At 69.9% G+C, this 26,215-nt stretch carries 23 protein-coding genes and 1 pseudogene; 8 read left to right on the top strand and 16 right to left on the bottom strand.

Annotated features, from left to right (window positions below; genetic code table 11):
- Window positions 1-50: 50 nt before the first annotated feature.
- The 3 genes from J2853_RS24080 to J2853_RS24070 are packed head-to-tail and all read right to left on the bottom strand — an operon-like array spanning window position 51 to window position 2,442.
- Window positions 51-476 carry a PepSY domain-containing protein gene (locus J2853_RS24080; protein ID WP_307561594.1) on the bottom strand — a complete coding sequence of 142 codons (426 nt, stop codon included), beginning with the start codon at window positions 474-476 and terminating at the stop codon, window positions 51-53.
- Window positions 477-511: 35 nt separating this feature from the next.
- Window positions 512-1,765, bottom strand: a complete 1,254-nt coding sequence (locus J2853_RS24075; RefSeq protein WP_307561592.1) for a sensor histidine kinase — start codon at window positions 1,763-1,765, stop codon at window positions 512-514.
- A complete protein-coding gene (locus J2853_RS24070) occupies window positions 1,762-2,442 on the bottom strand; it encodes a response regulator transcription factor (RefSeq protein ID WP_307561590.1) in 681 nt (226 codons plus the stop codon). Before J2853_RS24070 ends, J2853_RS24075 begins: the two co-directional genes overlap by 4 nt.
- Before the next feature lie 93 nt (window positions 2,443-2,535).
- Between J2853_RS24070 and J2853_RS24065 the strand changes: the two genes are divergently transcribed.
- Entirely contained in the window at window positions 2,536-3,006 is a 471-nt protein-coding gene (locus J2853_RS24065; protein WP_307561589.1) for a hypothetical protein, read from the top strand.
- Window positions 3,007-3,182: 176 nt separating this feature from the next.
- Here J2853_RS24065 and J2853_RS24060 read toward each other — a convergent pair whose 3' ends face one another.
- Both J2853_RS24060 and J2853_RS24055 read right to left on the bottom strand, forming a co-directional pair.
- A complete protein-coding gene (locus J2853_RS24060; RefSeq protein ID WP_307561587.1) occupies window positions 3,183-4,268 on the bottom strand; it encodes a CU044_5270 family protein in 1,086 nt (361 codons plus the stop codon).
- Window positions 4,265-4,855: an RNA polymerase sigma factor gene (locus tag J2853_RS24055; RefSeq protein WP_307561585.1), complete on the bottom strand. Its 591-nt coding sequence runs from the start codon at window positions 4,853-4,855 to the stop codon at window positions 4,265-4,267. The genes J2853_RS24060 and J2853_RS24055 overlap by 4 nt, the downstream gene beginning before the upstream one ends.
- 433 nt (window positions 4,856-5,288) lie before the next feature.
- Between J2853_RS24055 and J2853_RS24050 the strand changes: the two genes are divergently transcribed.
- Together J2853_RS24050 and J2853_RS24045 are read left to right on the top strand one after the other, a co-directional pair.
- On the top strand, window positions 5,289-5,600 hold the full coding sequence (locus J2853_RS24050) for a hypothetical protein (RefSeq protein ID WP_307561583.1): 312 nt from the start codon (window positions 5,289-5,291) through the stop codon (window positions 5,598-5,600).
- Window positions 5,601-5,968: 368 nt separating this feature from the next.
- Window positions 5,969-6,898 (top strand): SPFH domain-containing protein, encoded by a 930-nt coding sequence (locus J2853_RS24045; RefSeq protein WP_307561581.1) that lies wholly within the window; start codon window positions 5,969-5,971, stop codon window positions 6,896-6,898.
- Window positions 6,899-6,944: 46 nt separating this feature from the next.
- On the opposite strand, the gene J2853_RS24040 is transcribed toward J2853_RS24045, so the two are convergent.
- The 5 genes from J2853_RS24040 to aceB all read right to left on the bottom strand — a co-directional run bounded on the left by J2853_RS24040 (window position 6,945) and on the right by aceB (window position 13,837).
- Window positions 6,945-7,751, bottom strand: coding sequence for an IclR family transcriptional regulator (locus J2853_RS24040; protein WP_307561579.1), 807 nt, complete (start codon window positions 7,749-7,751; stop codon window positions 6,945-6,947).
- 116 nt (window positions 7,752-7,867) lie between these two features.
- Entirely contained in the window at window positions 7,868-9,103 is a 1,236-nt protein-coding gene (locus tag J2853_RS24035) for a (Fe-S)-binding protein (RefSeq protein ID WP_307561577.1), read from the bottom strand.
- 1 nt (window position 9,104) lies between these two features.
- Complete coding sequence (locus J2853_RS24030) at window positions 9,105-10,397, bottom strand: FAD-binding oxidoreductase (RefSeq protein WP_307561575.1); 1,293 nt, start codon at window positions 10,395-10,397, stop codon at window positions 9,105-9,107.
- Entirely contained in the window at window positions 10,397-11,845 is a 1,449-nt protein-coding gene (locus J2853_RS24025) for an FAD-binding oxidoreductase (protein WP_307568794.1), read from the bottom strand. Before J2853_RS24025 ends, J2853_RS24030 begins: the two co-directional genes overlap by 1 nt.
- 405 nt (window positions 11,846-12,250) lie before the next feature.
- On the bottom strand, window positions 12,251-13,837 hold the full coding sequence (aceB, locus tag J2853_RS24020) for a malate synthase A (RefSeq protein ID WP_307561573.1): 1,587 nt from the start codon (window positions 13,835-13,837) through the stop codon (window positions 12,251-12,253).
- A gap of 221 nt (window positions 13,838-14,058) precedes the next feature.
- Here aceB and J2853_RS24015 point away from each other — a divergent pair, with 221 nt between their 5' ends.
- Both J2853_RS24015 and hflX read left to right on the top strand, forming a co-directional pair.
- Window positions 14,059-14,742 (top strand): DUF4097 family beta strand repeat-containing protein, encoded by a 684-nt coding sequence (locus tag J2853_RS24015; protein WP_307561571.1) that lies wholly within the window; start codon window positions 14,059-14,061, stop codon window positions 14,740-14,742.
- A gap of 207 nt (window positions 14,743-14,949) precedes the next feature.
- Window positions 14,950-16,326: a GTPase HflX gene (gene hflX, locus J2853_RS24010; protein WP_307568793.1), complete on the top strand. Its 1,377-nt coding sequence runs from the start codon at window positions 14,950-14,952 to the stop codon at window positions 16,324-16,326.
- 159 nt (window positions 16,327-16,485) lie between these two features.
- Here hflX and J2853_RS24005 read toward each other — a convergent pair whose 3' ends face one another.
- From J2853_RS24005 to J2853_RS23980, 6 genes are read right to left on the bottom strand one after another with little or no spacing between them, the layout of a single operon-like run.
- Window positions 16,486-18,084 carry a fused response regulator/phosphatase gene (locus J2853_RS24005; RefSeq protein WP_307561569.1) on the bottom strand — a complete coding sequence of 533 codons (1,599 nt, stop codon included), beginning with the start codon at window positions 18,082-18,084 and terminating at the stop codon, window positions 16,486-16,488.
- A complete protein-coding gene (locus J2853_RS24000; protein WP_307561567.1) occupies window positions 18,081-19,805 on the bottom strand; it encodes an ATP-binding response regulator in 1,725 nt (574 codons plus the stop codon). The genes J2853_RS24005 and J2853_RS24000 overlap by 4 nt, the downstream gene beginning before the upstream one ends.
- Window positions 19,802-20,815, bottom strand: a complete 1,014-nt coding sequence (locus J2853_RS23995) for an ATP-binding protein (RefSeq protein WP_307561565.1) — start codon at window positions 20,813-20,815, stop codon at window positions 19,802-19,804. Before J2853_RS23995 ends, J2853_RS24000 begins: the two co-directional genes overlap by 4 nt.
- Window positions 20,803-21,204, bottom strand: a complete 402-nt coding sequence (locus tag J2853_RS23990) for an anti-sigma regulatory factor (RefSeq protein WP_307561563.1) — start codon at window positions 21,202-21,204, stop codon at window positions 20,803-20,805. Before J2853_RS23990 ends, J2853_RS23995 begins: the two co-directional genes overlap by 13 nt.
- The gene (locus J2853_RS23985) at window positions 21,201-21,581 is read right to left on the bottom strand and encodes an STAS domain-containing protein (protein WP_307561561.1); all 381 of its coding nucleotides are present in this window, start codon (window positions 21,579-21,581) and stop codon (window positions 21,201-21,203) included. Before J2853_RS23985 ends, J2853_RS23990 begins: the two co-directional genes overlap by 4 nt.
- Window positions 21,581-22,459 (bottom strand): STAS domain-containing protein, encoded by an 879-nt coding sequence (locus J2853_RS23980; RefSeq protein ID WP_307561559.1) that lies wholly within the window; start codon window positions 22,457-22,459, stop codon window positions 21,581-21,583. Before J2853_RS23980 ends, J2853_RS23985 begins: the two co-directional genes overlap by 1 nt.
- A gap of 953 nt (window positions 22,460-23,412) precedes the next feature.
- Here J2853_RS23980 and hutI point away from each other — a divergent pair.
- The 3 genes and pseudogenes from hutI to J2853_RS23965 form a co-directional block, all read left to right on the top strand.
- Window positions 23,413-24,612 (top strand): annotated as a pseudogene (gene hutI / locus J2853_RS23975) (imidazolonepropionase); the annotation flags it as partial.
- Between the two features lie 235 nt (window positions 24,613-24,847).
- The gene (locus tag J2853_RS23970) at window positions 24,848-25,489 is read left to right on the top strand and encodes an AAA family ATPase (protein WP_307561557.1); all 642 of its coding nucleotides are present in this window, start codon (window positions 24,848-24,850) and stop codon (window positions 25,487-25,489) included.
- 175 nt (window positions 25,490-25,664) lie between these two features.
- Window positions 25,665-26,084, top strand: a complete 420-nt coding sequence (locus tag J2853_RS23965) for a phosphatase domain-containing protein (RefSeq protein ID WP_307561555.1) — start codon at window positions 25,665-25,667, stop codon at window positions 26,082-26,084.
- Window positions 26,085-26,215: the final 131 nt, after the last annotated feature.

Raw genomic sequence — 26,215 nt, 5'->3', positions numbered from 1 at the left:
ACGCCCCGCGGGGAACGCTCACGGGCTGCTGATCGGCCCGCTACCGCCGATCAGTCGTGGCCGCCGCCGTGGTGGCCGCTGTCGTCGCGGCCGCTGTGACGGCCGCTGTCGTCGTGATCGCTCTTGAACTTGATGATCTTTCCGGTCTTTGTCGACACGTAGACGTCGTACTCCCATCCGCCCTTGCGCAGTTCGAACTTCCAGGTGCGGTGGCCGTGCTCCACCTCGCGCTCGGCCTTGGTCACGCGCGCGCCGGGGACGCGCTTCTTGGCGATCTGCAGGGCCCTGCTGTAGGAGATGGCCGCCGCGGAGGCCGGCGCGGCCACGGTCGTGGTCGTGACGGTGGTCGCGGCGGTGGTCCGGGCGGTGGCCGTCGTGGTGGCCGACTGGTGCGCGGCGAGGGCGACGCCGCCCGAGCCGGTCAGGAGGGCCGCGGTTCCGATGGTCGCGATGGTCATTCTGGTGATCTGTCTCATGGATCCAGGTTCGCCGCGATCACGATAGGGGCGCGCTAAGCCTCCGCTAAGAACAGAATCACGCTTGCGCCGCCCTCCGGGGAGCTCCGGAGGGACAGGGAGCCGCCCGACGACTCCGCGGTGCGGCGGGCGATGTCGAGGCCGAGCCCGGTCGATCCGGCCCCGCTCTCACCGCGTTCCAGGGAGGCGTGCGTGGCGAAGCCCGGCCCGGCGTCGGAGACGGTCAGCAGCGCGCCGCCGGGGGCGGGCTCCAGCCGTACGGAGAACGGGACCCCCTCGGGCGTGTGCGCGAACACGTTGCCGAGCAGCGCGTCCACACACGCGGCGAGCTCGTCGGCGGCGACCGCGACCAGGAGCGGGCCGGGGGACAGATGGAGCGTGAAGTGCCGCGCCTGATCCTCGGCGAGCACCGACCAGAACGCCACCCGGGCACCGGTCACCGTCACCGCGTCACACTCGGCCCGATCCCGCGCCCGCTGCCTGGCCTCGGTGATCACCGAGGTGACGGCTCGTTCCAGGGCGTCCACCCGGGCCTCGATCCTGGCGGCCTCCTCCGGGTCTTCGAGGGACTCGGTCTCCAGCCGCAGGGCGGTCAGCGGGGTGCGCAGCCGGTGGGACAGGTCGGCCACGTTCTCGCGTTCCTCGGCGAGCAGGCCGGTGATGCGTCCGGCGAGGTGGTTCAGGGCGAGACCCACCGCGTGGACCTCCGGCGGCCCCTCGGGCACCGTCCTGGCGGACAGGTCGCCGGCCGCGAGCCGGTGCGACACTCCCGCCAGCGACATGATCGGCCTGATCAGCGCGCGGGCGAGCCGGTCGCCGACCAGGATGCCCAGCCCGACCAGGACCAGGCCGAGCGCCGCCAGCCCGGCCCACACCCGGGGCACGCCCCGGGTCAGCTCGGCGTCGTCCAGGAACACCCGGACCACGGCGGTGCCTCCCGGCGCCCCCTGGACCGCGACCAGGATCTCCCGCCCGCCGGCGACCGCGGCGGTGACGCTGTGACCGCGGGACGCCAGCTCGACGGCGGCGGACCGGGGAGCGGGCACGCCGATCACCTGGCCGTCGGGAAGGAAGATCGTGACCGGGTGCGCGGCACGCTCGGCGGTGAGCCGCAGGGTGTCGGCGTCCACCGTTCCCACCGCCACCGCCACCGAGTCGGCTTCGGCGCCCGCCTCGCTCACCACCCCGCTCTCGGCCACCGTACGGACCAGCAGCGCGAGCGGGACCAGCAGGGCGACGAGGACGAGGGAGGTGGTAGCCGCGACCAGCAGGGCCAGCCAGCGCCTCATGCCGGCGCGGCCAGTCTGATGCCGACGCCCCGTACGGTCTGCAGGTAGCGGGGGTCGGAGGACGTCTCACCCATTTTGCGGCGGAGCCAGGAGAGATGGACGTCCACGGTCTTGTCGGCCCCGCCGTACGGGATCTGCCAGACGTGGGTGAGCAGCTCGCGCTTGGTGATCACCTCGCCCGGCCGGGCGGCCAGGTAGTGAAGGAGATCGAACTCCTTCGGGCTGAGATCGAGCGGCACCCCGTCCAGGGTCGCCTCCCGGGTACGGGGATCCACCCGCAGGCCGCCGACGGTGACCGAGCTGTCGGCGCGGCTCTCGCCCGCCCGCCGGAGCACGGCCCGGATCCGGGCGTCGAGCTGGGTGGAACCGAACGGTTTGATCACGTAGTCGTCGGCCCCGGCGTCCAGCAACGTGACCATCTCCGCCTCGCCGTCCCGCGCGGTCGCCACGATCACCGGGATCCGGCTCACCGCGCGGAGCATGCGCAGCAGGTCCAGGCCGTCCATGTCGGGCAGGCCCAGGTCGAGCACGATGAGGTCGGGACGTTCTTCGACGGCCAGCCGCAGGCCGTCGAGAGCGGCGGAGGCGGAGGACACGGCATGGCCACGCTCCCGCAGCCCCCGCGTCAGCGAGGCACGGATCGCGGCATCATCTTCGATGAGCAGCACATTGGACATTTGCCGCCACGTTAGTACCGTCTTGACCTGCGCCAAAAGTGCATTATCTCCACCTTAACCCTGGCTTAGTGTTCGCGGTGGGAAAGTGGGCGCATGCGCAGGCGTCTCCCCCTTGTCGTGGCCGGATGGCTGATCACCGGACTCATCGCCACCGGAGCGGGAGTGACGGTGATCGGCCTGCTCGGCGAGCCGCTGACGACCTCCGCCCTCCGCCCGCGCTCCCCGGCCGAGATCGACGAGGCCCTCGCGCGCACCACGCCGCAGGCCGCCGCGACCCCGACGTCCCCGTCCCCGTCTCCGTCCGCTTCCACGCCCCCGCCCGCCGAGCCGGTGGCCGGCAGGAGCGGGGTGATCGACACGGCGGGCGGGAATGTGATCGCCCGATGCGAGGACGGCCTGGTCACGCTCCGGGCGTGGAGTCCGGCGCAGGGCTTCCACGTGGACAAGGTCGAACGGGGACCGGCCGGCAGGGCCCGCGTCGAGTTCGAGTCGGACGAGGCGGAGACCAAGGTCGAGGTGCGCTGCTCGGCCGACGGATCACCGATCCACCGGATCCACGACTGACCGGCCACGCCCGAACGACATGCCCGAACGACATGCAGCGCCGACGGCGCGATTTTCCGAGGGATCGGCTCCGGCCGGTGGCGCCTCCGCCCCGAACGTCCGGCGGCGGTGGCATCGTCCTCGGCCGGTGACGTCACCGCCTCCGGCTGACCGGCGGTGACGCCGTCCTTGAGCGATCAGCCGCAGCCGCTGGTGGTCCCGTTCTTGTCCTTGAACGCGGGAGCCTCGTCGGCCACGGTGACCGAGAGCTGGGCGGTCGAGGCGACCAGGCTCCCCACGGGAGACTTGGCGGCCTTCTCGTCCACCACGATCCCGCGCTCGCCGAGCAACTCGTAGGTCTTCGGATCGAAGATCAGATCCTGCCGGACACCGTCCAGGCCGGCCCGGCCCACGCCGATGCCCTTGCGCCCCGCCGCGTCCTCGGCGGTCTCGATGACGCCGACCCCGGGGATCGTGCCCACGGCCTTGAACAGCGCGGCCCGCTGCGCCGGGGGCATGTAGGTCTCCCTGAGCATGTCACCCGCCGCGGTGAAGGCCGCCCCGTCCTTGGAGCCGCCGCCGCGGTCGCCGGTGTAGAGGTGGGCGCGCATCCCGTCGGCGTCGGAGGGAAGGTTCTTCAGGCTCGCGTAGTCGGTCCGCATGTAGTCGGGGATCTTTCCCCCGCAGATGGGCAGCGGAAGCTCCGCCGTGCCGGTGTCCTCGTAGGCCTGCTCGGGGATGGGCCAGCCCGGATACGCCTTGGGCTTCAGGTATTCGATCGTCAGCGCGCCGTCCCTGGTGCCGTCCGCCGACTGCCAGATGACCCGCTTGGTCCGGTAGAGGTAGCGGGTCTCCTCGCTGGTCGCACCCGTCTCGCCGTTGACGGCTCCGCCGCCGAAGGAGCCGTACATCGTCTGCGACTCGACCTTGATGAACTGGTCGTCCCGCGGGGCGAGGTCGGTCCTGGAGGCGGCTTTCGCGGCCCTGTCGAGCACCTCGCTCGCCGACAGGTTGACGATCCTCGGCATCGTCACCACGACCTCCTCGGCCTTTCCCGAAGGCCCGGCGCCCGGGGTCCGCGCGAGCGTGACCGCGGTCGCGCCGACCGCCACCGCGAGCGCTCCGGCCAGCACCATCGAGTACGGCCTGCGCCAGATCGCCTTCACCGTCTTCGGCCTCGCGGCCGCGACCAGCCCCCGCCGGGCCGCGGCCTTCGCCTCCTGCTCGTACGGAGGCGCGTCCGGGCGGATCTCCGCCACCAACTGGATCTCATCGTGGTTCATGCGTGCGACTCCAGGGAGCGGCGGATCTTGGTTCGGGTGCGGGAGAGCCGGGACCGTACGGTCCCGATCGGAATGCCGAGGGCCTGTGCGGCCTCCTCGTAGGTCAGGTCGGCCCAGGCCACCAACAGGAGCAGGTCCCGCTCTGCGGAGCCGAGCCCGGCGAGCGCGGCGGCCAGCGCGGGACGGAGCCGGGCGGCGGTGAGACGTTCGGCGCTGCGATCCTCGAACTCGGCCGCCCGTTCCGGGGCCTGCCGGGCGAGTGCCTTGAGCCTGCGGATCTCGGCCCTGCGGTGGCCGGAGATCAGTTTGGAGGCGATGCCGTACAGCCAGGGTCTGGCGTCGCTCCTGGTGAGGTCGTATCGGGTTCTCTTCCGGAAAGCCACGAGGAACGTCTCGGCCGTCACGTCGTCGGCCGTGGTGACGTCGTTCAGCCGTCGTGCCGCGTACCGGTGGATCTCATCGGCGTGCCGGTCGAAGAGCCCGGCGAACCTGTCGGGGTCCGTCAGCGACTCCCTGATCAGGGCGGTGTCATCGGAGGTCGGGGGAGGTGCGGGCAGCTCCGCCCGGTGGGGGAGAGCCGACGTCACCACCCGTTTCGTCCAGTCATCGGGAGGGGTCCTTTCACGGGGCGCGTCCGCGCCCTCACCCCCTACTCCGTCGCACGCTCCCATTCGGTTCCCACCGCCTCCATCCGGCCTTCACGTTTTCGAGAGGGTGCCGGTGAAGGGCGTTCCGCCGAGGTACGGCCGGCCGCCCGCGAGGCGGCGGCCACGCGGTTGAGGATCGAACCCCGGGACGCGTCCGGTTCTGACAGCCGATCAGCCTACGAGCGGCGTGTCAGCTGGCGGCATCACTCCATACTGTGATGGCTTGATGACATACAGCGAATTCCGCTGGTCGACACCATCATGATCGCCTCCGCACCCTCACGTGCCGGAGTGTTGGCATTCAGTGCTGGGACGCATGTCGCCAACCCTTGCACAACGGGTCGGGGCCTCCTACCAACAGAAGGAATCCCGTATGTCTTCACGCACCCGCCGCGCCACCCTGGGCCTGGCCGCCGCAGTCACCGCGATCGCCGTCCCGTTCACCCTCGTCTCCGCCGCCCACGCAGGCCCGCCCCGGTCGTACCAGTGCCTGGAGGGACCACGCGTCAGCAGCGTCACCATCGACGGCGACGTCAATCCGGCGACCGTGGGGACCGGTTGCACCGCCATTCAAGACGGCAGGGGCATGATGCTCTTCAGCAGCAACCCCGTGCCGTTCTACTGTGAGGGCGTCATCGCCGTCGAAGGCGCGGCCGCGGGCCGGGAGTGTCATTCGGCGGATTGATCGTCGCATGGGGGCCGCATTCCCCGTGGCGCCGGTCCCGCACGGTGAGCACTTCCCGGTTGCCCGGATCCGGGCAACCGGGAATCGGCCGAGCTTCCCGGCACGGTGGTCCGCCGGTGCCCGTCGGAGATCGTCAAGGAGCGCGGAGCGGTGGCGCTCCTTGGCCGGGAGGCGCCCTCCAGGGCAGAGCCGGGAGTCGCCGCGTGTGATCATCAGGACGGTCGCCGGAAACCGTGCCGGTCCAGGGCATGAAAGCCCTCTCGAAAGCGCGTCCGGGGAAGCCGGCGCGCACACTGATTTTCCCCGTTGCCCGCGGTTCCGCGGTACTAGGATCCGCATTCGGTGAAGCGGCGCAAAAGGGAGAGTCAATGAACGCCCAGAAGGCCGGCGGCAGACGGTGGCTGTTAAAGGGTTTTGTGCTGGCGGTCATCGCGGTGGTGGTGTCCGGCTTCGTTCTCAGTGGATGCACGCGGGTGAGCACCCAGCCCGACGAGGTGGTCCTGCACTACGCGGGCGGAATCTTTGAGCCCATCAAGTTCGAGGAGTGCATCAATCCCTCCAGCGGCGCAACGCTGCTCGGCCCGGGCGACACGGCGTATTCCTACCCGTTCGGCCAGAGGACCTTCGACTTCTCCGGAATGGGTGACGCCGAGTCCAAGCCGTTGTCCGTCGTTTCGAAGGACAACGTCGAGATGACCGTCTCCGGGGTGGCGACGTTCACGCTGAACACCGACTGCAAGACGTTGCAGCAGTTCCACGAGAAGATCGGCCTGAAGTACGGCGCCTACTACGAGGACGGCGAGTCCTCGGGATGGCGGCAGATGCTCAACATCTACATGCGCGTGCCGCTGGACCGCGCGATGGACGCCGCGTCGCAGGAGTTCGAGTGGCGCGGGCTGTTCAACGACCCGAACGTGAAGCAGGCCTGGGAGTCGAGGGTCGGCGTGCTGGCCCGGCAGTTCATCAAGGCGTCGGCCGGGGCCGACTACTTCTGCAACCAGAACTACGCGGGCGTCGGCGAGTGCGCGGACATCTCCCTGACCATCCAGAAGCCCGAGCCGCCGGAGGCGCTGGTGAGCGCCCTCGCCGCCGAGCAGGCCGCGAAGGCGGAGAACGCGGCCCAGCTCCAGCGCAACGCCAAGGTCCGCACCGAGATCGAATCCATCAAGGACCTCGTCAAGGTCCTCGGCCCGCAGGGCGCCGTGCTCTGGCAGGCCATCCAGAAGGGACAGGTCTCCGTGGTGCCGGTTCCCCAGGGCAGCAACCTCAACATCACCCCGCCGAACCCGAAGCCCTAGCGGGGACGACGGCGACCTGGCCCGCCCGTCTTTCGTGTGCCGCTCCTCACGCGGGGCCGGGTCCCAGCTCGGCCCCGAAGTCGTGCGCGATCCTCCGCATGCCCTCGGCGAGGTCCTCCCGGTCGAGGGCGTTGATCCGCTCGGCCGGGCCGGACACCGACAGCGCGGCGACCGTGCGGGTCCCGTCGCGCACCCCCACGGCCAGGCAGTGCACGCCGAGCTCCTCCTCGCCCAGGTCCATGGCGTATCCCCGCTCGCGCACCCGCCGCAGTTCGGCGAGCATGCCGGGCAGGTCGGTGATCGTGTTGGCGGTTCGCCGGGGCATGCCGGTCCGCCTGATCAGAGAGGTCACCTCGGCGTCGGCGCGGTCGGCCATCAGGACCTTGCCCACCGCCGTGCTGTGCGGCAGCACCCGCCTGCCGACCTCGGCGAACATCCGCAGCCGTCGCGGCGAGGGCACCTGGGCGACGTAGACGATGAAGTCGCCCTCCAGCACCGCCAGGTTGGCCGTCTCGCCGGACAGCTCGACCATCCTCGTCAGGTACGGCTGCGCCCAGACGCCGACCATGCGCTCGGCCACCCCGCCGAGCCGTACCAGCGCACCGCCCAGCGCGTAACGGCGGTCCGACTCCTGGCGCACGTAACCTCGCGCGAGCAGCGTGCGGAGCAGCCGGTGGATCGTTCCGTACGGCAGGCCGGTCCTGGCCGCGATCTCCGACAGCCCGGCCTCCCCGTCCTGCTTCGCCAGCGCCTCCAGCACGTCCAGCGCGCGGTCGACCGACTGCACCGTGCCGATGGGGCCCGCCCCGTTCGCGCGGTCCGGACGGGCGGTGACCGGCGGCTGCCCGTCCATTCCGTCCTGCCTCGCTCGCCCGTCCGCTCGTTCCCCGGGTCCTCGCCCGTCGGCCGGAGCGCCGGGGCGTCCTGCCGCAACCGTTAGGACCTCGGGTCTCTCAGGGGGAGTGTGGGTCATACGTGCCCCAGCCCTCGGAGAGAGGCGTCCAGGACCTGGGCGGTGTGCGCCACGGGGATCTCCTGGGCGCCCCGGCGGCGGATGGCCGAGGTGATCTGCATCGTACAGCCGGGGTTGGCCGAGACCAGCAGGTCGGCGCCGGTGGCGAGCACCCGCTCCGCCTTGCGGTCACCGAGGTCTCGGGCGGCCTCCGGCTGGAAGAGGTTGTAGGTTCCCGCCGAGCCGCAGCAGATGGCCGACTCGGAGATCTCCTTCAGCTCCAGGCCGGGGATGGCGGAGAGCAGCTCACGGGGCTGGGACCGTATCCCCTGCGCGTGGGCCAGGTGGCAGGCGTCGTGGTAGGCCACGGTGAGCGGCAGCGGATGCCGCTCGGCCACCGGGCCGAGTTCGGCGAGATACTCCGCCAGGTCGACGGTCCGGATCGCCCGCGCCCTGTCCGCCCATTCGCCCTCAAGGATCTCGGCGTAGTCCTTCATGGTCGATCCGCACCCCGCCGCGTTGACCACGATCGTGTCCACGCCCGCTCGCTCGAAGGTGGCGATCGTCCGCCTGGCGAACCGCTTGGCCTGCTCCTCCTGGCCGGAGTGCAGGGACAGCGCTCCGCAGCAGCCCTGCGACGGCGGGATCACCACGTCGCAGCCCTCCATCGAGAGCACCCGGGCCGTGGCCGCGTTGACCTGCGGGAAGAACTCTCCCTGCACGCATCCGGTGAGCATTCCGACCGTGGCCCTGCGCGGGCCCTTCGCCTCGATCCTGTGTGGCAGCCGTACCCTCGCCGAGACCGGAGGCGCGAGGTCGGCCATCGCGGCCAGGGACGGGTTGATCCGCTCCAGCCTAGGGATGATCTTGCGGCGCAGTCCCGTGCTGAGTCGCAGCGGCAGCCGCATCGCCCGCAGACGCCGGGGATAGGGGAACAGCTGGAAGACGATCGCCCGCAGCGCCCGGTCGTCCGGCTCCCTGACGTGCTCGCGCTCCACCTCGGCCCGGGTCTGCTCGATCAGCCGGTCGTACCGCACCCCGGAGGGGCAGGCCGTCACGCACGCCATGCACCCCAGGCAGGCGTCGAAGTGCCCCGCCATCTCCGGGGTCAGCACGGTGCCCTCGACATGCTGCTTCATCAGGTGGATCCGGCCGCGGGGGGAGTCCATCTCCTCGCCCCACAGGACGTAGGTCGGACACGACGGCAGGCAGAACCCGCAGTGCACGCAGTCGTTGATCAGATCGAGGTCCACGTCAGATCCCTCCCACGAACCGGCCCGGGGAGAGTCTCCGGCCGGGGTCGAACCGCTCCTTGACCCGTCGCATCAGCGGCAGCGCGCTCGCCGGGCCCCAGCGGTCGAGGAGGTGCGTGAGCTCCGGCGGAGCGGCGAGCACGGTCAGCCTGCCACCGAGAGGGCCGAGGTCCTCGCGCAGGCCCGACACGAACTCCGCGAACGCCACCTCGCCGACGTCGGCGGGCAGGGCGACCGTCAGGACCGCCGAGGCGATCGATCCGCGCACGCGCGCGGGCAGTCCGCGGGCGGCGATCGCCCGCAGCGCGACGTGCGCGTGGGCGGGCGGGATCCGCAGCTCGAGCAGCACGTCCTCGCCGGGCGGCGTCGCCCACCAGCCGGGAGGGGCGTCGGCGATCCCGGCGGTCCCGTGCTCGCCCATCAGCGTCCGCACGGCGAGGGCCCGTCCTCGGGCAGCCGTTCCCTCGACGAGGACGGTCACGGCGGCCCCGCCCCGGGCGTCCGGCCAGTCCAGCTCGACGGCGCTCGGCTCGGCCTGGGACGCCGCGAGCCCGGCGACGAGCGACTCCAGGCCGCCGGGGAAGCTCTGCCGCCGGGACGTGACCATCTCGCCCGCCCCGTCTTCCCGGTGTTCGGTCGCGGGCAGTTCCACGGTGATCCAGCGACGGTCCGCGGGGACGGGGTGGAGGCGGAAGGTGGCCTCGGTGATGACGCCGAGCGTGCCGTAGGAGCCGCTGAAGAGCTTGCCCAGGTCGTAGCCCGCGACGTTCTTGACGACCTTGCCGCCGGACCGGGCGACCGTGCCGTCCGCCAGCACGACCGTGATACCGATCAGCAGGTCGCGGGGCGTGCCGTACCGGAACCTGCGGGGACCGGCGGCGGCGGTGGCGATCGTGCCCCCGATCGTGGCGCCGTCGAGCGGGACGTCGAGGGAGAGCTCCTGGCCCCCGCCCGCGAGGGTCTCGGCCAGGGTGTCCATGGTCACGCCCGTCTGGGTACGGACGATCAGGTCACCGGTGGCGTGCTCCAGCACCTCGTTCAGGCAGCAGGTGTCGATCAGCAGGTCGCAGCGCTCGGGCGGGCCGCCCCAGTGCAGCTTGGTGCCGCCGCCGACCGGGACCACGGCGAGATCGTATTCGGCTGAGACCCGCATCAGCGCGGCGACCTCCGCGGTGCTCTCGGGCAGCGCCACCCAGCGAGGGGGCACGCCGGCCACGGCGTCGCCGGGATCCGCCTCCCGGATCGTCACGCCCGTCTTGCTCAGGGCCTCCGCCTCATGCCGCAGTGCTTTCATCAGAAGTGCTCCGCCTGTCCTGACTCGACCAGGGGGTGCACACCCTTGCGAACCCCGGGAACCTCGCCGCACAGACGCGGGGTGGGGAAGACCTTGCCGGGGTTCGACAGACCTCGGGGGTCGAAGGCGCAGCGCACCAGCTGCATGGTGTCGAGATCCTCGGCGGAGAACATCCTCGGCATGTATCGGGACTTGTCCACGCCGACCCCGTGCTCGCCGGTGATCGATCCGCCGTGTTCGATGCAGAGGTCGAGGATCTTCCCCGAGACGATCTCGGCCCGCTCGCCCGCGCCGGGCTCGGCGTCGTCGAACAACACCAGGGGATGCAGGTTGCCGTCCCCGGCGTGGAAGACGTTGGCCACCCGGATGCCGTGATCCCGCGACAGCCGGTCGATGCTCGCCAGCACCTCGGGCAGCGCGGTCCTGGGGACGACGCCGTCCTGGACGATGTAGGCGGGGCTGATCCGGCCCACCGCGGCGAAGGCCGACTTGCGGCCCCTCCAGATCGCGGCCCGCTCCGCCGGGTCGTCGGCGACGCGCAGCTCGAAGGCGCCGCTCTCCTCGCAGATCCGCGTCACCTCGCCGAACTGGTGCGCGACCTCCTCGGCGGGACCGTCCAGCTCCACGATGAGCACCGCACCGGCCCCCTCGGGGTAGGCGCAGGCCACGGCCGCCTCGGCCGCCTCGATCGCCAGGGCGTCCATCATCTCGATCGCGGCCGGCACGATGCCGCCGCCGATGACGGCCGACACCGCCTGACCGCCCTGCTCGATGTCCTTGAACGCCGCGAGCAGGGTCGTCACGGTCTCCGGCGCCCGCATCAGCCGTACGGTGACCTTGGTGACGATGCCGAGCGTGCCCTCCGAGCCGATGAAGGCGCCCAGCAGGTCGTAGCCGGGATCGTCGTCCGACAGCTCGACGAGGTCACCGTCGGGGGTGACGATCTCCAGGGCGAGCACGTGGTTGGCCGTGAAGCCGTACTTCAGGCAGTGCGCCCCGCCGGAGTTCTCCGCCACGTTGCCGCCGATGGTGCACACCTGCTGGCTGGACGGGTCGGGTGCGTAGTAGTAGCCCAGATGGCGGACGGCCTCGGTGATCGCCAGGTTGGTGACGCCCGGCTCCACCACGGCCCGCCGGTTCGCCAGGTCGACGGAGAGGATCCGCCGCATTTTCGAGGTCACGATCAGCACGCCGTCGGACCTCGGCAACGCCCCGCCCGACAGCCCCGTTCCCGCGCCGCGGGCCACGAAGGGCAGGCCGTACTCGTTGCAGGCCCTCACCACGGAGGCGATCTGCTCGGCGGTCTCCGGCAGCACGACGATGCCGGGCGTGACGCGGTGATGGGTCAGCCCGTCGCACTCGTAGGTGCGCAGCCGTACGGGATCGGTGATGACCGCCCCGTGGCCGAGGAGCTCCCCGAACCTGCGGGCGGGCTCTTGCAGCGTCATCGTCGACATCGTTCCTCCTCCGGAGTGCGCGGGACCTTGGCTGCGCCCGTGTCCTCGTCGCCCCTGCCTACGGGTTGATCGAGGACATTGCTCTCATATCGCATTCTTGCTCAGTACGGAACACCGCTATCCCCTTCCGGCCGTGCGACTGGTGTCGAGCGGACCGGGGGAATGGGGATCCTTGACCATCCGAACCGGCGGATCGGCTCGCCGCCGGCGACCTCACGGGTGACGGCGTCGAGCGGGTCTCCACAGTCGGCGGAGTCGCCGCCCGCGCCGTTCGTGTGATCGCCCATGCATGGAAAGTAGCGGTCGTCGCCGGGGTTCGCATCAGGCCCGATCCGGGTGGCAGGGTGGAAAATCCCCCTCTCGGAGGAAGGATTTCCCACCACCGGTTCGGTCATGTCACGGCATACGGGCATAGGCGGGGAGGGTGAGGAACTCCACGAAGTCGTCGTCCAGGGCGACTTCCTTGAACAACGCGGTGGCCTGGGAGTAAAGGGCCTCGTCGTAGCCGGGTTCGGCCTTGATCTTGGCGAGCTCCTCGTCGATGATCCGCTCGACGAGCTCCTTGGTGACCACGGCTCCGGTGTCGGCGAGCGTGATGTCGTTGTGGATCCACTGCCAGATCTGGGAACGGGAGATCTCGGCGGTGGCGGCGTCCTCCATCAGGTTGTGGATCGCCACCGCGCCCAGCCCGCCCATCCAGGCGGCCAGGTAGCGCAGCGCCACGTCCACGTTGTTGCGCAGGCCCGCCTCGGTGATGTCGCCGGGGGTCTTGGAGACCGCCAGCAGGTCGGCGGCGGAGACGGAGACGTCCTCGCGCAGGCGGTCGAGCTGGTTCGGCCGGGTCCCGAGGACGCCGTCGAAGACGTCGCGGCAGATCGGCACCAGGTCGGGGTGGGCCACCCAGGAGCCGTCGAAGCCGTCGCCGGACTCGCGGGTCTTGTCGGCTTTCACCTTCTCCAGGGCGACCTTGTTGACCTCGGGGTCGCGCCGGGAGGGGATGAACGCGGCCATGCCGCCGATGGCGTGGGCGCCGCGCTTGTGGCAGGTGCGGACCAGGAGTTCGGTGTAGGACCGCATGAACGGGGCGGTCATGGTCACCGCGTTGCGCTCGGGAAGCAGGAACTCCCGGCCCCGGGTGCGGAACTTCTTGATCACACTGAACAGGTAGTCCCAGCGTCCCGCGTTGAGACCCGCGGAGTGGTCGCGGAGCTCGTAGAGGATCTCCTCCATCTCGAAGGCGGCGGGGTAGGTCTCGATGAGGACCGTCGCCCGGATCGTGCCCTGGGGGATGTCGAGCAGTTCCTGGGCCCTGACGAAGACGTCGTTCCAGAGGCGGGCCTCCAGGTGCGACTCCAGCTTCGGCAGGTAGAAGTAGGGGCCCTTGCCCTTGGCGATCTGCCTGCGCGCGGAGTGGAAGAAGTAGAGGCCGAAGTCGACGAGCGCGCCGGAGAGCGGGACGCCGCCGAGGGTGAGGTGCTTCTCCTCCAGGTGCCATCCGCGCGGGCGGACCACGACGGTGGCGAGCTTGTCGTCGGGCCCGAGCGCGTAGCTCTTGCCGCCGGCCTCGAAGTCGATGGCCCGGTCCAGGGCGTCCCGCAGGTTGAGCTGGCCGCTGACGGTGTTGTCCCAGGTGGGGGCGTTGGCATCCTCGAAGTCGGCGAGCCAGACCTTGGCCCCCGAGTTCAGGGCGTTGATCGTCATCTTCCGGTCCACCGGGCCGGTGATCTCCACGCGGCGGTCGTCCAGGCCGGGAGCGGGCGGGGCGACGTGCCATTCGGACTCGCGCACGTGCCTGGTCTCGGGCAGGAAGTCGAGGGTGCCCCCGGCCGACAGCTCCGCCTGGCGGGCCTGGCGGGCCTCCATCAACTCCACGCGTCGCGCGCCGAACTCGCGCTGGAGGGTGGCCAGGAAGGCCAGCGCCTCCGGCGTGAGGATCTCGTCGAACCTGTCGTGCAGGGGGCCGCTGATCTCAACGCCGTCCATGAGCCCTCTTTCCGTCTAGTGGAAAACCTCTTCTGAATTGTGGAATCAACGCTACGTTACGATCACATCCCGGTCAAAAGCAGGGGGTGTACTGGGGGTGGTCTGGGGGGCTTCCCTGATGAACCGGCGGCCATACTCGGTCACAGTGAGATCAGCTCCTCCATCGAGGGGTCGTTGCGGAGACGGAAGCGGCAGGCTTCCCCGAACTGAGGACTGAGCTCATGAAGAAGAACATGCTCGCCGCGGGAGCTCTCCTGGGCTCGACACTCGTGCTTTCCGGCTGCCAGCTCGATCTCAGCCTCGGAGGAGGGGAGGAGGCCGTCTCCTCCTACGACGTCACCGACACGGTGAGCGCCCTGGACATCTCCTCCGGCGCCGGCGAGATCGTGATCAACGAGTCGAGCCGGTCCGGTATCCGCGTGACCGAGACGATCCACTGGCGCAACGAGAAGCCCGCGACCGAGCACCCCGTCGACGCCGGCACGCTCACCCTCCGGAACAAGTGCGTGTCGTTCTGCTCGGTGGACTACAAGGTCGAGATCCCGAAGGGTGTCGAGGTCAAGCTGGACACCGGCTCGGGCACCGTCACGCTGCGCGGGCTGACCGGGGGAGTGAGCGCCGCCACCGGCTCCGGCAACATCGAGGCCAACGCCCTGGGCGCCAAGCAGTTCGTCGCCGCCGTGGGCTCCGGTGACATCCAGGCGAAGTTCGCCGTCATGCCCGACAAGGTCGACCTCGAGACGGGCTCGGGCGATGTCACGGCGCGGCTGCCGCAGGGCGCCTACAACGTGACCACCAGGACCGGGTCCGGCAGCCAGACCGTCGAGGTCACCAAGGACCCCTCCGCGCCCCGGACCGTCTCGGTGCAGACCGGCTCCGGCGACGCCGAGGTTCTGCTCGGCTGAACCGATCCGGAACCGATAACCAGGTGATGCCGAAAGGTTCGCGTGGCACCATCAGAGGGAAGAGACCCGGGGTGCGCGAGCGTTGACTCCTATGAGTGAACGCATACGAACCACCCGCATATGCACCAAACCTTGAAGGAGAACGACATAGACACTCGTGAGCCGCTGGATATCGATCGGTTCGACGATCTGCTTGAGAACGGCGAGATGGATCTGGCCGAGCGCCAGGCCCTCCGCCGGGTGGCGGGGCTCTCCACGGAGCTCCAGGACGTCACCGAGGTCGAATACCGCCAGCTGCGGCTTGAGCGGGTAGTCCTCGTCGGCGTCTGGACCTCGGGTACGGCGATCGACGCCGAAAACTCCCTCCTGGAGCTCAAGCTTCTCGCCGAGACCGCGGGTTCGGAGGTGCTGGAAGGTCTGATCCAGCGCCGCCAGAAGCCCGACACGGCGACCTACATCGGCTCGGGCAAGGCACAGGAGCTCGCCGACATCGTCGCCGCCACCGGTGCCGACACCGTGGTGTGCGACGGTGAGCTGAGCCCCGGCCAGCTCCGCCAGCTTGAGGAGGTCGTCCAGGTCAAGGTCATCGACCGGACCATGCTGATCCTCGACATCTTCGCCCAGCACGCCAAGAGCCGCGAGGGCAAGGCGCAGGTGGAGCTCGCGCAGCTCAACTACCTGCTGCCGCGCCTGCGTGGATGGGGTGGCAACCTGTCCCGTCAGGTCGGCGGACGCGCCGCGGGCGGCGTCGGCATGGGCGGTCGTGGTCCCGGTGAGACCAAGATCGAGCTGGACCGTCGCCGGATCCGCGAGCGGATGGCCAAGCTGCGCCGCCAGATCGGCGAGATGACCACCTCGCGCGAGACCAAGAGGTCGCGGCGGCTGGAGCGCGAGGTTCCGGCCGTGGCCATCGCCGGCTACACCAACGCGGGCAAGTCCTCGCTGCTGAACCGGCTGACCAACGCCGGCGTGCTGGTCGAGGACTCGCTGTTCGCCACGCTGGACCCGACGGTCCGCAGGGCGCACACCCCCGACGGCCGCCTGTTCACGCTGGCCGACACCGTGGGGTTCGTCCGGCACCTGCCGCACCAGCTGGTCGAGGCGTTCCGTTCCACGCTGGAGGAGGTCGGCGACGCCGACCTGATCCTGCACGTGGTCGACGGCTCGCACCCCGACCCGGAGTCGCAGCTCGCCGCGGTGCGAGAGGTGATCTCCGACATCGAGGGCGCGCGCGACATCCCGGAGCTCGTGGTCATCAACAAGGCCGACGCCGCCGACCCGGTGGTGCTGGCCCAGCTGACCGCGCGAGAGAAGCACACCGTCGTGGTCTCGGCCCGCACCGGTGCCGGGATCGACGAGCTGATGGCCGTCATCGAGCGCGAGCTGCCCCGCTTCGACCAGGAGATCAAGCTGCTGGTGCCCTACCAGCGCGGTGACCTGATCTCCCGGGCCCACCAGGAGGGCGAGGTCCTCGACGTGGAGCACACCGAGGAGGGCACGATCCTGCACGCCAGGGTTCTGCCCAGCCTCTTCGCCGAGCTGGAGAAGACCTCCAAGCCCGTCGAGACCGTCGAGGTCGCCTGACCCGTCCGCACACCGCCGCCCGCTGTGCCGCGCCTCTCTTCGGAGGCCGGTACGGCGGGCGTCTCACATTCCGTCCACCCGTGCCGCGCCCCTTTCCGGGGACCGGCAACGGCGCTCCGCGTGGAAGGACCGGGTGGCGGGCACCCGCCCTCCCCTCCCTCAGGGGCCGATACGGTGGTGCGCGATCTCGCGGCGGAACATCACCAGTGCCACGTCGTCCTCCCGGGCCCCGAACCGCTGGATCAACCGGTCGCAGAAGAGCTCCAGATCCTCCCCCGTGCTCTCCGCCAGATGCCGTACGATCTCCAGGCTCTCGTCGAGCAGCTTGTCGCGATCCTCGATGAGCCCGTCGGTGAACATCAGCACGGCGCCCTCCTCCGGCAGGGTCAGCCGGTCGACCCGGTAGGTCTCCCGCGCCACGCCCAGCAGGAGGTTGCCCAGCCGGTGATAGCGGGCCTCACCGTCGTGGATGAACAGGAGCGGGATGTGGCCCGCGTTCGCGACCTCCATCTCTCCCGTCGACGGGTCGATGAGAAGCAGGCACACGGTGGCGGTCATGCGAGGGTGGTAGCGCCGCAGCACCTCGTTCAGCAGGGCCATCAACGCACCCAGGTCCTCCGTGCCGATGACGGAGGCGCGCAACGCGTGGCGGAGTTCGGCCATGACGGTCGCGGCCCGCAGGGAGTGGCCCTGGACGTCGCCGATGGCGATGAGCACCCGCTCGCCCATCCGCAGAACCTCGTAGAAGTCGCCGCCGACCTCGACGTTGTCGACGGCGGGCTGGTACCGCCAGCTGATCGTGAGGCCCGGGGTCTCGGGGAACTGCGCGGGCAGCAGGCTTCGCTGCAGGGTGAGGGCGATCGCGTGCTCCTCGGCGTACGCGCGCAGGGCGTCGACGGCCAGCGCCAGGGCCTGGCCGAGCTGGCGCAGGGTGTTGGACTCGTCCGCGTCGAGCGGCGGCACCGCGTCGACCCCGAGGTAGACGGGCGGCCTGCCGAGTTTGGTGCGGCAGACGATGGCCGCGACGTCGCCGCCGATGTCCGCGTCGGGCATCAGCTTCATCCAGTCGGCGGCCGGCACCGTGAAGACCCGGGTCCCCGCGGCACTGCCCAGCGACATCGCGCTCAGGGAGAGCAGCGTGCTCGACACCGCGGCCTTGGAGACGGCGTCGCCCTCCGGAGGCATGGCGGCGAATCTGCGAATCCGGCCGTCCGGCGGGAGCGCGAGTGTCCCCGCCGGGCGTCCGAGGATCCTGCGGGTGCCTTCGACGGCAGTGGCGAGGAGCTCGTCGAACGTCTCGGCGGAGTTCATCGAGAGGGTGACCTCGGTGAGGGCGGCCAGCCGTTCGGCCATCCGCTCCGCCCGCTGCCGCGCCCGGTAATAGCGCAGCGTGGCCTCGATCGTCGCGGCGAACTCGTCGGGCTCGACCGGCTCCGCCAGATAGGCGTCGGCCCCGCGTTCGAGCCCGTGGGCCCGGTCGGCGGGAGCGATCGCCGCTCCGGAGATCTGGATCACCGGTATCGAGGCCGTCGTCTTATCCGCCTTGATCTGCTCGCAGACCTCGTAGCCGCTCATGTCGGGTAACCGTACGTCGAGGATGACCAGATCCGGCCGCAGTTCCCTGACCTTGGCGAGCGCCTCCAGACCTCCGGTGGCCTGCACGACCTGATGCCCCGACCGGCGCACCCAGCTGGAGAGGATGTAGAGCTTGGTCGGCGTGTCGTCCACGACCAGCACGGTCGCCGCGCTCTCGCTCATCTTCGCGCTCCAGGGCTTTTCCCCTGCTCTTCGGCCGGCGCTCCCCGGTCTCCGCGCCCCAGGGCGTTTTGGATGCTCTCCAGCAGGTTGTCCCTGCGCAGCCCGTGCTTGGAGATCACCGTATGGGCCTCCCGCGGATACTGGCGTGAGGTGGCGACGGTCACGACGATCACCGGGACCTCTCGCAACCGCTCGTCGTCGGCCATCCGCGCCATCAGGGCCGCGCCGTCGAGCCGGGGCATCAGCAGGTCCACCAGGGCCAGATCCGGCGGGTTCGCCGCCATCGTCTCCAACGCCACCAACCCGTCGGAAGCCTCGTCGATGTGGGCGGCGAAGCCGGTGAGCATCCGCCGGACGGTGATGCGGAACTCCTCGTCGTCGTCGGCGAGGAGCACCCGCCCGACCACCGGGGCACTGCCGTGACGGTGCGGCAGCCGCAGGGTCGCCGTGGTCCCGGCGCCGACGGCGCTGGCCAGGTGCAGCGTGCCCCCGAGCGCCTCGGCCAGACGGCGGGCGTACGGCAGGCCGAGCCCGGTGCCCCTCACCCGTCCCTGGATCGGTCCGGGCACCTGGAAGAACTCCTCGAAGACGCGTTCCACGTGCTCCTCCGGGATGCCGATCCCGTTGTCCGCCACCTCGAAGACCATCTCGTGGGTGGCGTCGTCGAGGCTCACCGCCAGCCTGACCTCGCCCGCCTCCGTGAACTTCAGCCCGTTGGAGAGCAGGTTGCGCAGGATCCGGGTGAGCATGACCTCGTCCACGAACATCTCCGGCGACGCCTCCGACACCTCCACCGTGAGCGCCACCTCGTCGGTCCCGGCCGTGGGACGCAGCGTCATGCGCAACCGCTCGGCCAGCGCGACCAGGTCCACCTCGGACGACTGCGGATCAAGGCGCCCCGACTCGGCCTTGGCCATGTCGAGCAGCTCGCTCACCAGCGACAGGAGCGTCTCCGCGGAGGAGCCGATGAGCTGTATCTGGTGGAGCTGCTCCTCGGCCAGAGGTTCGCCGCCGGGACCCACCAGGAGGCGGACCAGCCCGATGATCGAGTTGAGCGGGGTCCGGAGCTCGTGGCTGACCGTGGCCCAGAACCGGTTCTTGGCGTCGCTCGCCTCCCTGAGCTGCCCGGACTTCTCGTCCAGCTCCGCGTAGAGCGCCACGACGCCGCGGTTGGTCTCCTCCATCTCCTCCGACAGCTGGTTGTACAGGGCCAGCACCCCCTGGTTGGTCTCCTGCAGCTCGGTGTTGAGCTGCAGGACCTCCTCCAGGGTTTCGGCGAGCTCGCGGTTCTGCTGGCGCAGCTCGTCGAGGGCCGTCGTGGGCGCCAGCTTGGCGAGCCTGGCCCGTATGTTCTCGGCCGAGGGCCTGGGGCGGCCGGGTGGGAGCCGTTTGAACATGCTTATCCTGCCCTGGGCGGGATCGAGCTCGATGAGATCGATGAGACGGCCCGCCAGCGTCACACCGTCCGAGGGGCGGAAGCCGGCCTCCGCGGCGAAGCCGATCGTGATGAGCAGGCCTTCCTGCTGGATCAGGAAGGCGACCGACGCGTCGATGCCCTCGCCGAGGACCTCCCGGCCGATCTCGCTCAGCGCCGTGGCCACCCGGATCTGGTCCTGGGCCTCCAGCCCGACCGTCTCCGCCACCTCCCGGCCCAGCCTGCGCATGGCGAACACATCCTGGTCGTTCTGGACCCGGATGCGGATCAGCTCTTCCGCGGTCACGACTCCGGCCTCACGGCGATCACACTGGCGTCGTCCCTGCGAGTGCCCGCGTCGCGCAGCAACGTGGCGGCGACGACCGAGGGGGCGCGGGTGAGGAGTCCGGGATAGGAGGTGATGTCCCAGCGCTCGGAGAGCCCGTCGGAGTGAAACACGACCATGCTGTGCGGCGGCACGGTGTATTCGTACTGGCGCAGGGTCCTGACCTGGTAACCGGCGATGCCCGGAACCGAGATCATCCCCTGGCGGCCCTCCTGATGGGCGATCCACGCGGAGACGTTGCCGACGCCGGCGAAGCTCACCGTGCCCGCCGGCCCGTCGATCCGGGCCACGGCGACCGCCCCGCCCCTGGTCTGGCCGAGACCGTTGTGGATGCGTTCCAGGACGGCGACCGGGGAGAGGCCGTCCGCGTGGTCGAGGAAGAGCCGTACCGCCTCCTGCGAGGCCTGGGCCGCCGCGGTGCCGTGTCCCAGGCCGTCGCAGAGCATCACCGTCGTCGTGGCGCCGTTCTCGAGGATCGCGAAGGCGTCGCCGCAGACGGACTCCTCACCGATCGGACGCGTCACCCCGCTGACCCGCGACGCGGGCCGCGGAGCGTTCTGGGCGATGAAGTACATGCCGAGCACCGTGCCCCGGCCGGGCAGGGAGTGAACCTCGTACCCGCTGGCCATCCGCGCGATGCCGCCCAGCCCGATGCCGAGCGTTCCCGCCGTGGAGTAGCCGTCGCGCAGGGCGCGGGAGACATCGTGCATCCCCGGCCCCCGGTCGATCGCGATGACCTCGATCGCCGAGTCCAGCTCGGGGTGCAGCCGGATCAGCATGACCCCCTCGACGGCGTGTTTGACCAGGTTCGACGCGGCCTCGCTGACGGCGACGGCCACCCGTCCGGCGTCCTCCTCGCCGAACCCGCGCAGCTCGGCGAGCCCGACGGCGGAGCGACGCAGGGCGCCGATCGCGCTGGCGTCCTCGGTCCTTACCCAGGTGTCGTTCTGAGAAAGGATCACCGGCCCCATTTCGTCACCGTGATCAGCGTTCCCTCTCCCGGAGCGGACCGCAGGTCGAACTCGTCGACCAGGCGGCGGGAGCCGCTGAGGCCGAGGCCGAGCCCGCCGCCGGTGGTCCATCCGTCGGTGAGCGCCTGCTGGATGTCGGGAATGCCCGGTCCGTCATCGCTGAAGGTCAACCGCAGCCCCTGTCGCACGCCCTTCTGCACGACCTCGATCCGCACCTGGCCGCCTCCCGCGTAGACCAGCGCGTTGCGGGCCAGCTCGCTGGCCGCGGTCACCACCTTGGTCTGGTCGACGAGGGAGAGCCCCACTTGGACGGCGGCGGTCCTGACGTGCTGACGCACCATGACCACGTCGCTGTTGCTGTTCACGGGCAGCTCGTCGGCCGTCGTCACCGCGTGACCGCGGCGATCTGGACGTTCTCGATGTGGTTCAGCAGTGCGACGCCCTTCTCAAGGTTGAGGGCGGTGCGCACCCCGCCGAGTGAGAGGCCCAGCTCCACGAGGGTGATCGCCACCGCCGGTCGCATGCCGACGACGACCGTCTCGGCGTCGAGCATCCGGGAGATCCCCGCGATGGTGGCCAGCATGCGGCCGATGAAGGAGTCGACGATCTCCACGGCGCTGATGTCGATGATGACCCCTCGGGCACCGGTCGCGACCACCTGCTCCGACAGGTCCTCCTGAAGCGCGAGCACGCTCTGGTCCTGAAGGTCGATCTGGATGGAGACGATGAGGATGTCCCCGAGCTTGAGGATGGGCACGCGGTCCATCAGTCCTCCACCGTCCGTACGGCGATGCGGGACCCTCTGCCCTTGCTGACCTCGACGCCGCTCGCCCGCAGGGTGTGGGCGAGCGCGTCGGCGAGCGTGGCCTTGGTCACGATGTCGCCGAACTCGATCCCGAGGGTGACGATGGTGTGGGCGATCTGCGGGCGGATGCCGGAGATCACGCACTCCGCGCCCATCAGCCGCGCCGCCACCACGGTCTTGAGCAGGTGCTGGGCGACCTGGGTGTCCACGGCGGGCACGCCGGTGATGTCGATGACCGCGTGCTCGGAACCGGTGTCGACCAGGATCTGCAGCAGTTTCTCCATCACCACCTGCGTTCTGGCCGAGTCGAGCGTGCCGACCAAGGGGACCGCGACGATGCCCTCCCAGAGCTTGACCACCGGGGTGGAGAGCTCGAGAAGCTGCTCGGCCTGGTCGAGGATGACCTTTTCCCTGGCCGTCGCGTAGGTCTCCACGGTGAAGAGCCCAAGGTCGTCAATGACCTGGGAGAACCAGATGAAACCTCTCAGGGCCTCCGGAGATCCGTCGGCCTCGACGCTCTCGTAGAGGGCCTCCTTCAACCCGAAGACCACGACGGCGGTCTCGGACGAGGTGAACCCCTGGCGGGCGCGGGTCCGTGAGAGTTCGGCGAGCAGACCGCGCAGATCGCTCAGATCTCCGGAGTCGCCGAACGACCGGCGTAGGGCCTGGTAGAGCTCACGAAGCTGGCCGGCCAGGCTGCTGCGGTCCACCTGACCGCCGGAGGCGGAACCGGCGGCTATCTCAAGCCAGCGCTTGAAGACGCGGTCCTCGTTCTCCTGGAGAAGCTCTTCGATGCGACGCCGACCGGCGTCCGCGGGGATGGACAAGGTGACTCCCATACGTGCGGCCTATGGATGGCTCGCACGAAAGATTACATGAAATGCCCTGCTTAGGGCCTGTATGAGGGTCCGGCGAGACCTGTTTCGATCCGAGACCGGACAGGCTGAATGCGAGAGCGGGTTGGTCGACCCCACTACGTACTTCGAGAATCTTCCCAGGGATATGGCCTCGGGGGGAGAGGCCGGGGAGAATGGGATCGTCACCGCCTTCTCGGTTCTGGCACAAATACCGCATCGACGCCTGCCCGGGTCGGCACAGCGGTCTCGGCCACGCTTGTATCACACCCCGCATCGGCACCACGCCCGAGCCGGTGTCACGGTCCGTCACGACATCACGGGCCGCGTCCGCGGCGCGGCGAGCCGATCGGCGACGCGGGGTCGGCCTCGGGATCACCGCTTGCCCCCTCCGATTAACAGCGTAGGCGGATCGGGGGTCGTCGTTCAATGGGCGGGCTTGCGCTCAACGGGTCTCATGGGCTGCACTACAGGAGCTCCAAAACCGTACAAAAGCCACAAAAGCGACAGTGGTCGACCAAGGTTTGGATTGCTACCATAAGGCAAATCTAACGAGATGCTATGACGCAAGTTGCTCTGGCGACTACTGTGACAGGCGAGGAAGAAGTAGTCTGAGCTGTGAAAAGCCGCTCGAGGCTCGATGCGACCGGGGAACCGTAGGCCAGAAGCGGTCGCGGCGAAGCGGCGTTCTTCCTCATTAGCCTGTACAACGAGCTGACTTGTGAAATAACGTAACTGAACTGAAATCGCCCGATCATGATCTCGGCGATACTGTCGCCGCACAACAGATACGCGGATGAGAGCAGGAGACCCCCGATGTCGTCCGTACTCAGAGCGGGCCTGATGGGCACAACGCCCGGCGGTGTCTGGGTCGGCTCCCCCCGCCCGGCAGTGGTCCCCTCCCCAGTATCTTCCCCTGCACACAAGGCGGTGATGCGATGACGGTCCGCCTTCTGACCAACATTGGCCGGCTCTGGACCGGCAATGACGTGTTCAGCAACGCGGCGATCCTCGTTCACAACGATCGAATCGCCTGGGTCGGCCGCGCGGCCGACCTGCCGCAGAGCGTGCCCGGCGTGGTGGACGACATCGTCGATGTCGACCACGTCGAGAACCTGGGTGGCGCGCTGGTCACACCTGGTCTGATCGACGCCCACACCCACCCGGTCTACGCGGGCAACCGCTACGCCGAGATGGCCATGCGCTCCAGTGGCTCCACGCCGTCCGCCATCACCGCGGCCGGCGGCGGCATCGGCTCCACCGTCACGGTGACCCGTGGCACCGACCCATGGACCCTGTGCAACGGCGTGCGCGAGCGACTGCACGACTGGCTGCTCAGCGGCACCACCACCGTCGAGGCCAAGACCGGCTACCACCTCACCCGCGACGGTGAGCTGGCCGACGTGCGGCTGCTGCGCGAGCTCGAGAAAGAGCCGATGATGCCGCGGGTGCACGTGACCTTCATGGCCGCGCACGTCGTCCCGCCGGAATACTTCGGCCGCCAGCGTGACTACATCGAAGCCGTCGGCTCCTGGTGTGCCGACGCCGCCGCGGCCGGCGCCGACAGCGTCGACGTCTACTGCGACGAGGGCCACTTCACCACCGAGGAGGCCCGCTGGGTCCTCGGCTCCGGCCGTAACGTCGGCCTGCTGCCCCGCGTCCACGCCGGCGCCTACAGCCGCCGCGGCGCCGTCCAGCTCGCCGCCGAACTCGGCTGCGCCTCCGCCGACCTCCTCCACCACACCACCGACGAGGACATCGCGATCCTGGCCCGCTACGGCGTCCCCGCCGTGGTCTGCCCGGGCACCGCACTGCAGCGCGGCAGCCTGCCACCGGTCCGCCGCATGCTCGCCCAGGGTGTCACCGTGGCACTCGGCAGCGACCACAACCCCGGCCACTGCGGGATCACCTCGATGTCCCTGGTCATCAGCCTCGCCGTGGCCGCCTTCGGGATGAGCGTCGGCGACGCGCTCCGCGCCGCGACGCTCGGCGGAGCCACCGCCCTCGGCGCCCCCGACCGTGGCGTCCTCGCTCCCGGCCGCCTGGCCGACATCGTCCAGTGGGACGCCGACCACGAGGGCGCCTTCGCCTGGGCCTTCGGTCTCAAGCCCCGCCGAGTCTGGCGGGGCGGCACCCCCCGTCCAGTAACGGCGTCGTCCGCGCCGGACGGCGGATCGTCTCCGACGAGGACGCGATCCACGCCTGGCGCGTTTCGCGTCCTGACGCGCCTCGTGTCTGTCAGCGGCGTGATGCGGCGCGGTTCGTGTCCGGTGGCGGCGGCACCGTCGGCGCCCATGTGCGCCCCGGCATGCTCGGCCTGGCGCTCTCCTTTCCGTCCTCCCCGTAGGAGACCCTCCACCCGGGAGACGCCGGATGCCACGGATCGCGGTGCGGGTGGTTCAGAGACTCGATGTCCGAGGCCGGAACCACAGCCGGACGGGCCAGACGAAAGAGCGAGGAAGAACGATGAGGCGATACGTCCTTACAGGCGCCCCCGGCGCCGGGAAGACATCGATCCTGCGGCTCCTGGAGGCCACGGGACACAGCACCGTCGGCGAAGCGGCGACGGCGGTCATCGCGTCAGGGCAGGCGCGGGGCGAGGCTGAGCCGTGGACACGGGCGTCCTTCATCGACGATGTCGTGGCCCTGCAGAGACGACGGCAGACGCAGGCGGTCGCCGCGGCCACAACCGTCCAGATCTACGACCGTTCGCCGATCTGCACCCATGCGCTCGGTGTCTATCTGGGCTACCCGGTCTCATCGGCGCTCTCCGCGGAGATCGACAGGATCACGCGCGAACGGATTTACGAGCGCCAGGTGTTCTTCGTCCGCAACCTCGGATTCTGCGAGCCCACCGCCGCTCGTCGGATCAGCTTCGAGGACTCACTGAAGTTCGAACGCGTGCATGAGGAGAGCTATCGTGCGTTCGGTTACGAACTCATCGACATCCCCGTGGGAGCGCCGGCCGATCGGATGGCCGCGGTCAGAAGCACGATCTCGCGACCGGCCCGGTGAAAAGAGCCTTCCACGCGTCAGGGCGGACTTGTGCTCTCCGCCCGGCCGGGCTTGGCTGTGCCACGAAATATCGCCGACCCCGCGGGTTTCGACGGAGACCTCCAGCCCCGCCGGTCCTCGACCGCCTGAGGGGGAGCGGTGAATTCGCAGGTGCTACAGCGTTCGGAAGGTGGCCGTGAGCGAGGCCTTGTGGATTGTGGACATCGACGGAACCCTCGCCCTGCGGGGAGACCGAGGACCTTACGACTGGGACCGGGTGGGAGAGGACCTCCCGAACCACCCGGTCGTCACGATCGTCAAGGCGCTCATTCTCGCCGGCCATCCGATCGCGTACGTGTCGGGCCGGATCGAGCGAACCCGGCGTCGCACCGAACGCTGGTTGCGAACCCACGTCGGGCACCTCGACTCCGCGGAGGGGCTGTGGCTGAGGCCGAACGGCGATCGCCGGCCCGACACCGTCTGGAAGGCCGAGGTCTACCGGGAGCACTTCGCCGGCAGGGAGGTCGCCGGAGTCATCGAGGATCGGGCCGGCGTCGTGAAGATGTGGCGCTCCCTCGGACTCACCGTGCTCCAGGTCGCGGAGGGGAACCACTGATGTACCCGAACACCGACACACGCTCCGGCCACGGATGGCGTGTGATCCCCGTGCTCGGGGAGCGGTCTGAGCCCGTTCGCCGTCGTGATAATCGATGGCGTTGTCCTGCCGGCCGGTCGTATCGTGCGGGC

It is taken from the genome of Streptosporangium lutulentum (assembly GCF_030811455.1).
In the GTDB taxonomy this organism is placed as follows: Bacteria; Actinomycetota; Actinomycetes; order Streptosporangiales; family Streptosporangiaceae; genus Streptosporangium; species Streptosporangium lutulentum.
The sequence above is the reverse complement of the archived record's forward strand: the minus strand, read 5'-3'. Positions and strand labels throughout refer to the sequence as shown.

What these genes read in the sequence shown, in the direction of transcription:
- J2853_RS24080 (WP_307561594.1), bottom strand. Translation starts at nt 476, where the DNA reads ATGAGACAGATCACCAGAATGACCATCGCGACCATCGGAACCGCGGCC.
- J2853_RS24075 (WP_307561592.1), bottom strand. Translation starts at nt 1,765, where the DNA reads ATGAGGCGCTGGCTGGCCCTGCTGGTCGCGGCTACCACCTCCCTCGTC.
- J2853_RS24070 (WP_307561590.1), bottom strand. Translation starts at nt 2,442, where the DNA reads ATGTCCAATGTGCTGCTCATCGAAGATGATGCCGCGATCCGTGCCTCG.
- J2853_RS24065 (WP_307561589.1), top strand. Translation starts at nt 2,536, where the DNA reads ATGCGCAGGCGTCTCCCCCTTGTCGTGGCCGGATGGCTGATCACCGGA.
- J2853_RS24060 (WP_307561587.1), bottom strand. Translation starts at nt 4,268, where the DNA reads ATGAACCACGATGAGATCCAGTTGGTGGCGGAGATCCGCCCGGACGCG.
- J2853_RS24050 (WP_307561583.1), top strand. Translation starts at nt 5,289, where the DNA reads ATGTCTTCACGCACCCGCCGCGCCACCCTGGGCCTGGCCGCCGCAGTC.
- J2853_RS24045 (WP_307561581.1), top strand. Translation starts at nt 5,969, where the DNA reads ATGAACGCCCAGAAGGCCGGCGGCAGACGGTGGCTGTTAAAGGGTTTT.
- J2853_RS24040 (WP_307561579.1), bottom strand. Translation starts at nt 7,751, where the DNA reads ATGGACGGGCAGCCGCCGGTCACCGCCCGTCCGGACCGCGCGAACGGG.
- J2853_RS24030 (WP_307561575.1), bottom strand. Translation starts at nt 10,397, where the DNA reads ATGAAAGCACTGCGGCATGAGGCGGAGGCCCTGAGCAAGACGGGCGTG.
- J2853_RS24025 (WP_307568794.1), bottom strand. Translation starts at nt 11,845, where the DNA reads ATGACGCTGCAAGAGCCCGCCCGCAGGTTCGGGGAGCTCCTCGGCCAC.
- aceB (WP_307561573.1), bottom strand. Translation starts at nt 13,837, where the DNA reads ATGGACGGCGTTGAGATCAGCGGCCCCCTGCACGACAGGTTCGACGAG.
- J2853_RS24015 (WP_307561571.1), top strand. Translation starts at nt 14,059, where the DNA reads ATGAAGAAGAACATGCTCGCCGCGGGAGCTCTCCTGGGCTCGACACTC.
- hflX (WP_307568793.1), top strand. Translation starts at nt 14,950, where the DNA reads ATGGATCTGGCCGAGCGCCAGGCCCTCCGCCGGGTGGCGGGGCTCTCC.
- J2853_RS24005 (WP_307561569.1), bottom strand. Translation starts at nt 18,084, where the DNA reads ATGAGCGAGAGCGCGGCGACCGTGCTGGTCGTGGACGACACGCCGACC.
- J2853_RS23995 (WP_307561565.1), bottom strand. Translation starts at nt 20,815, where the DNA reads ATGGGGCCGGTGATCCTTTCTCAGAACGACACCTGGGTAAGGACCGAG.
- J2853_RS23985 (WP_307561561.1), bottom strand. Translation starts at nt 21,581, where the DNA reads ATGGACCGCGTGCCCATCCTCAAGCTCGGGGACATCCTCATCGTCTCC.
- J2853_RS23980 (WP_307561559.1), bottom strand. Translation starts at nt 22,459, where the DNA reads ATGGGAGTCACCTTGTCCATCCCCGCGGACGCCGGTCGGCGTCGCATC.
- J2853_RS23970 (WP_307561557.1), top strand. Translation starts at nt 24,848, where the DNA reads ATGCCACGGATCGCGGTGCGGGTGGTTCAGAGACTCGATGTCCGAGGC.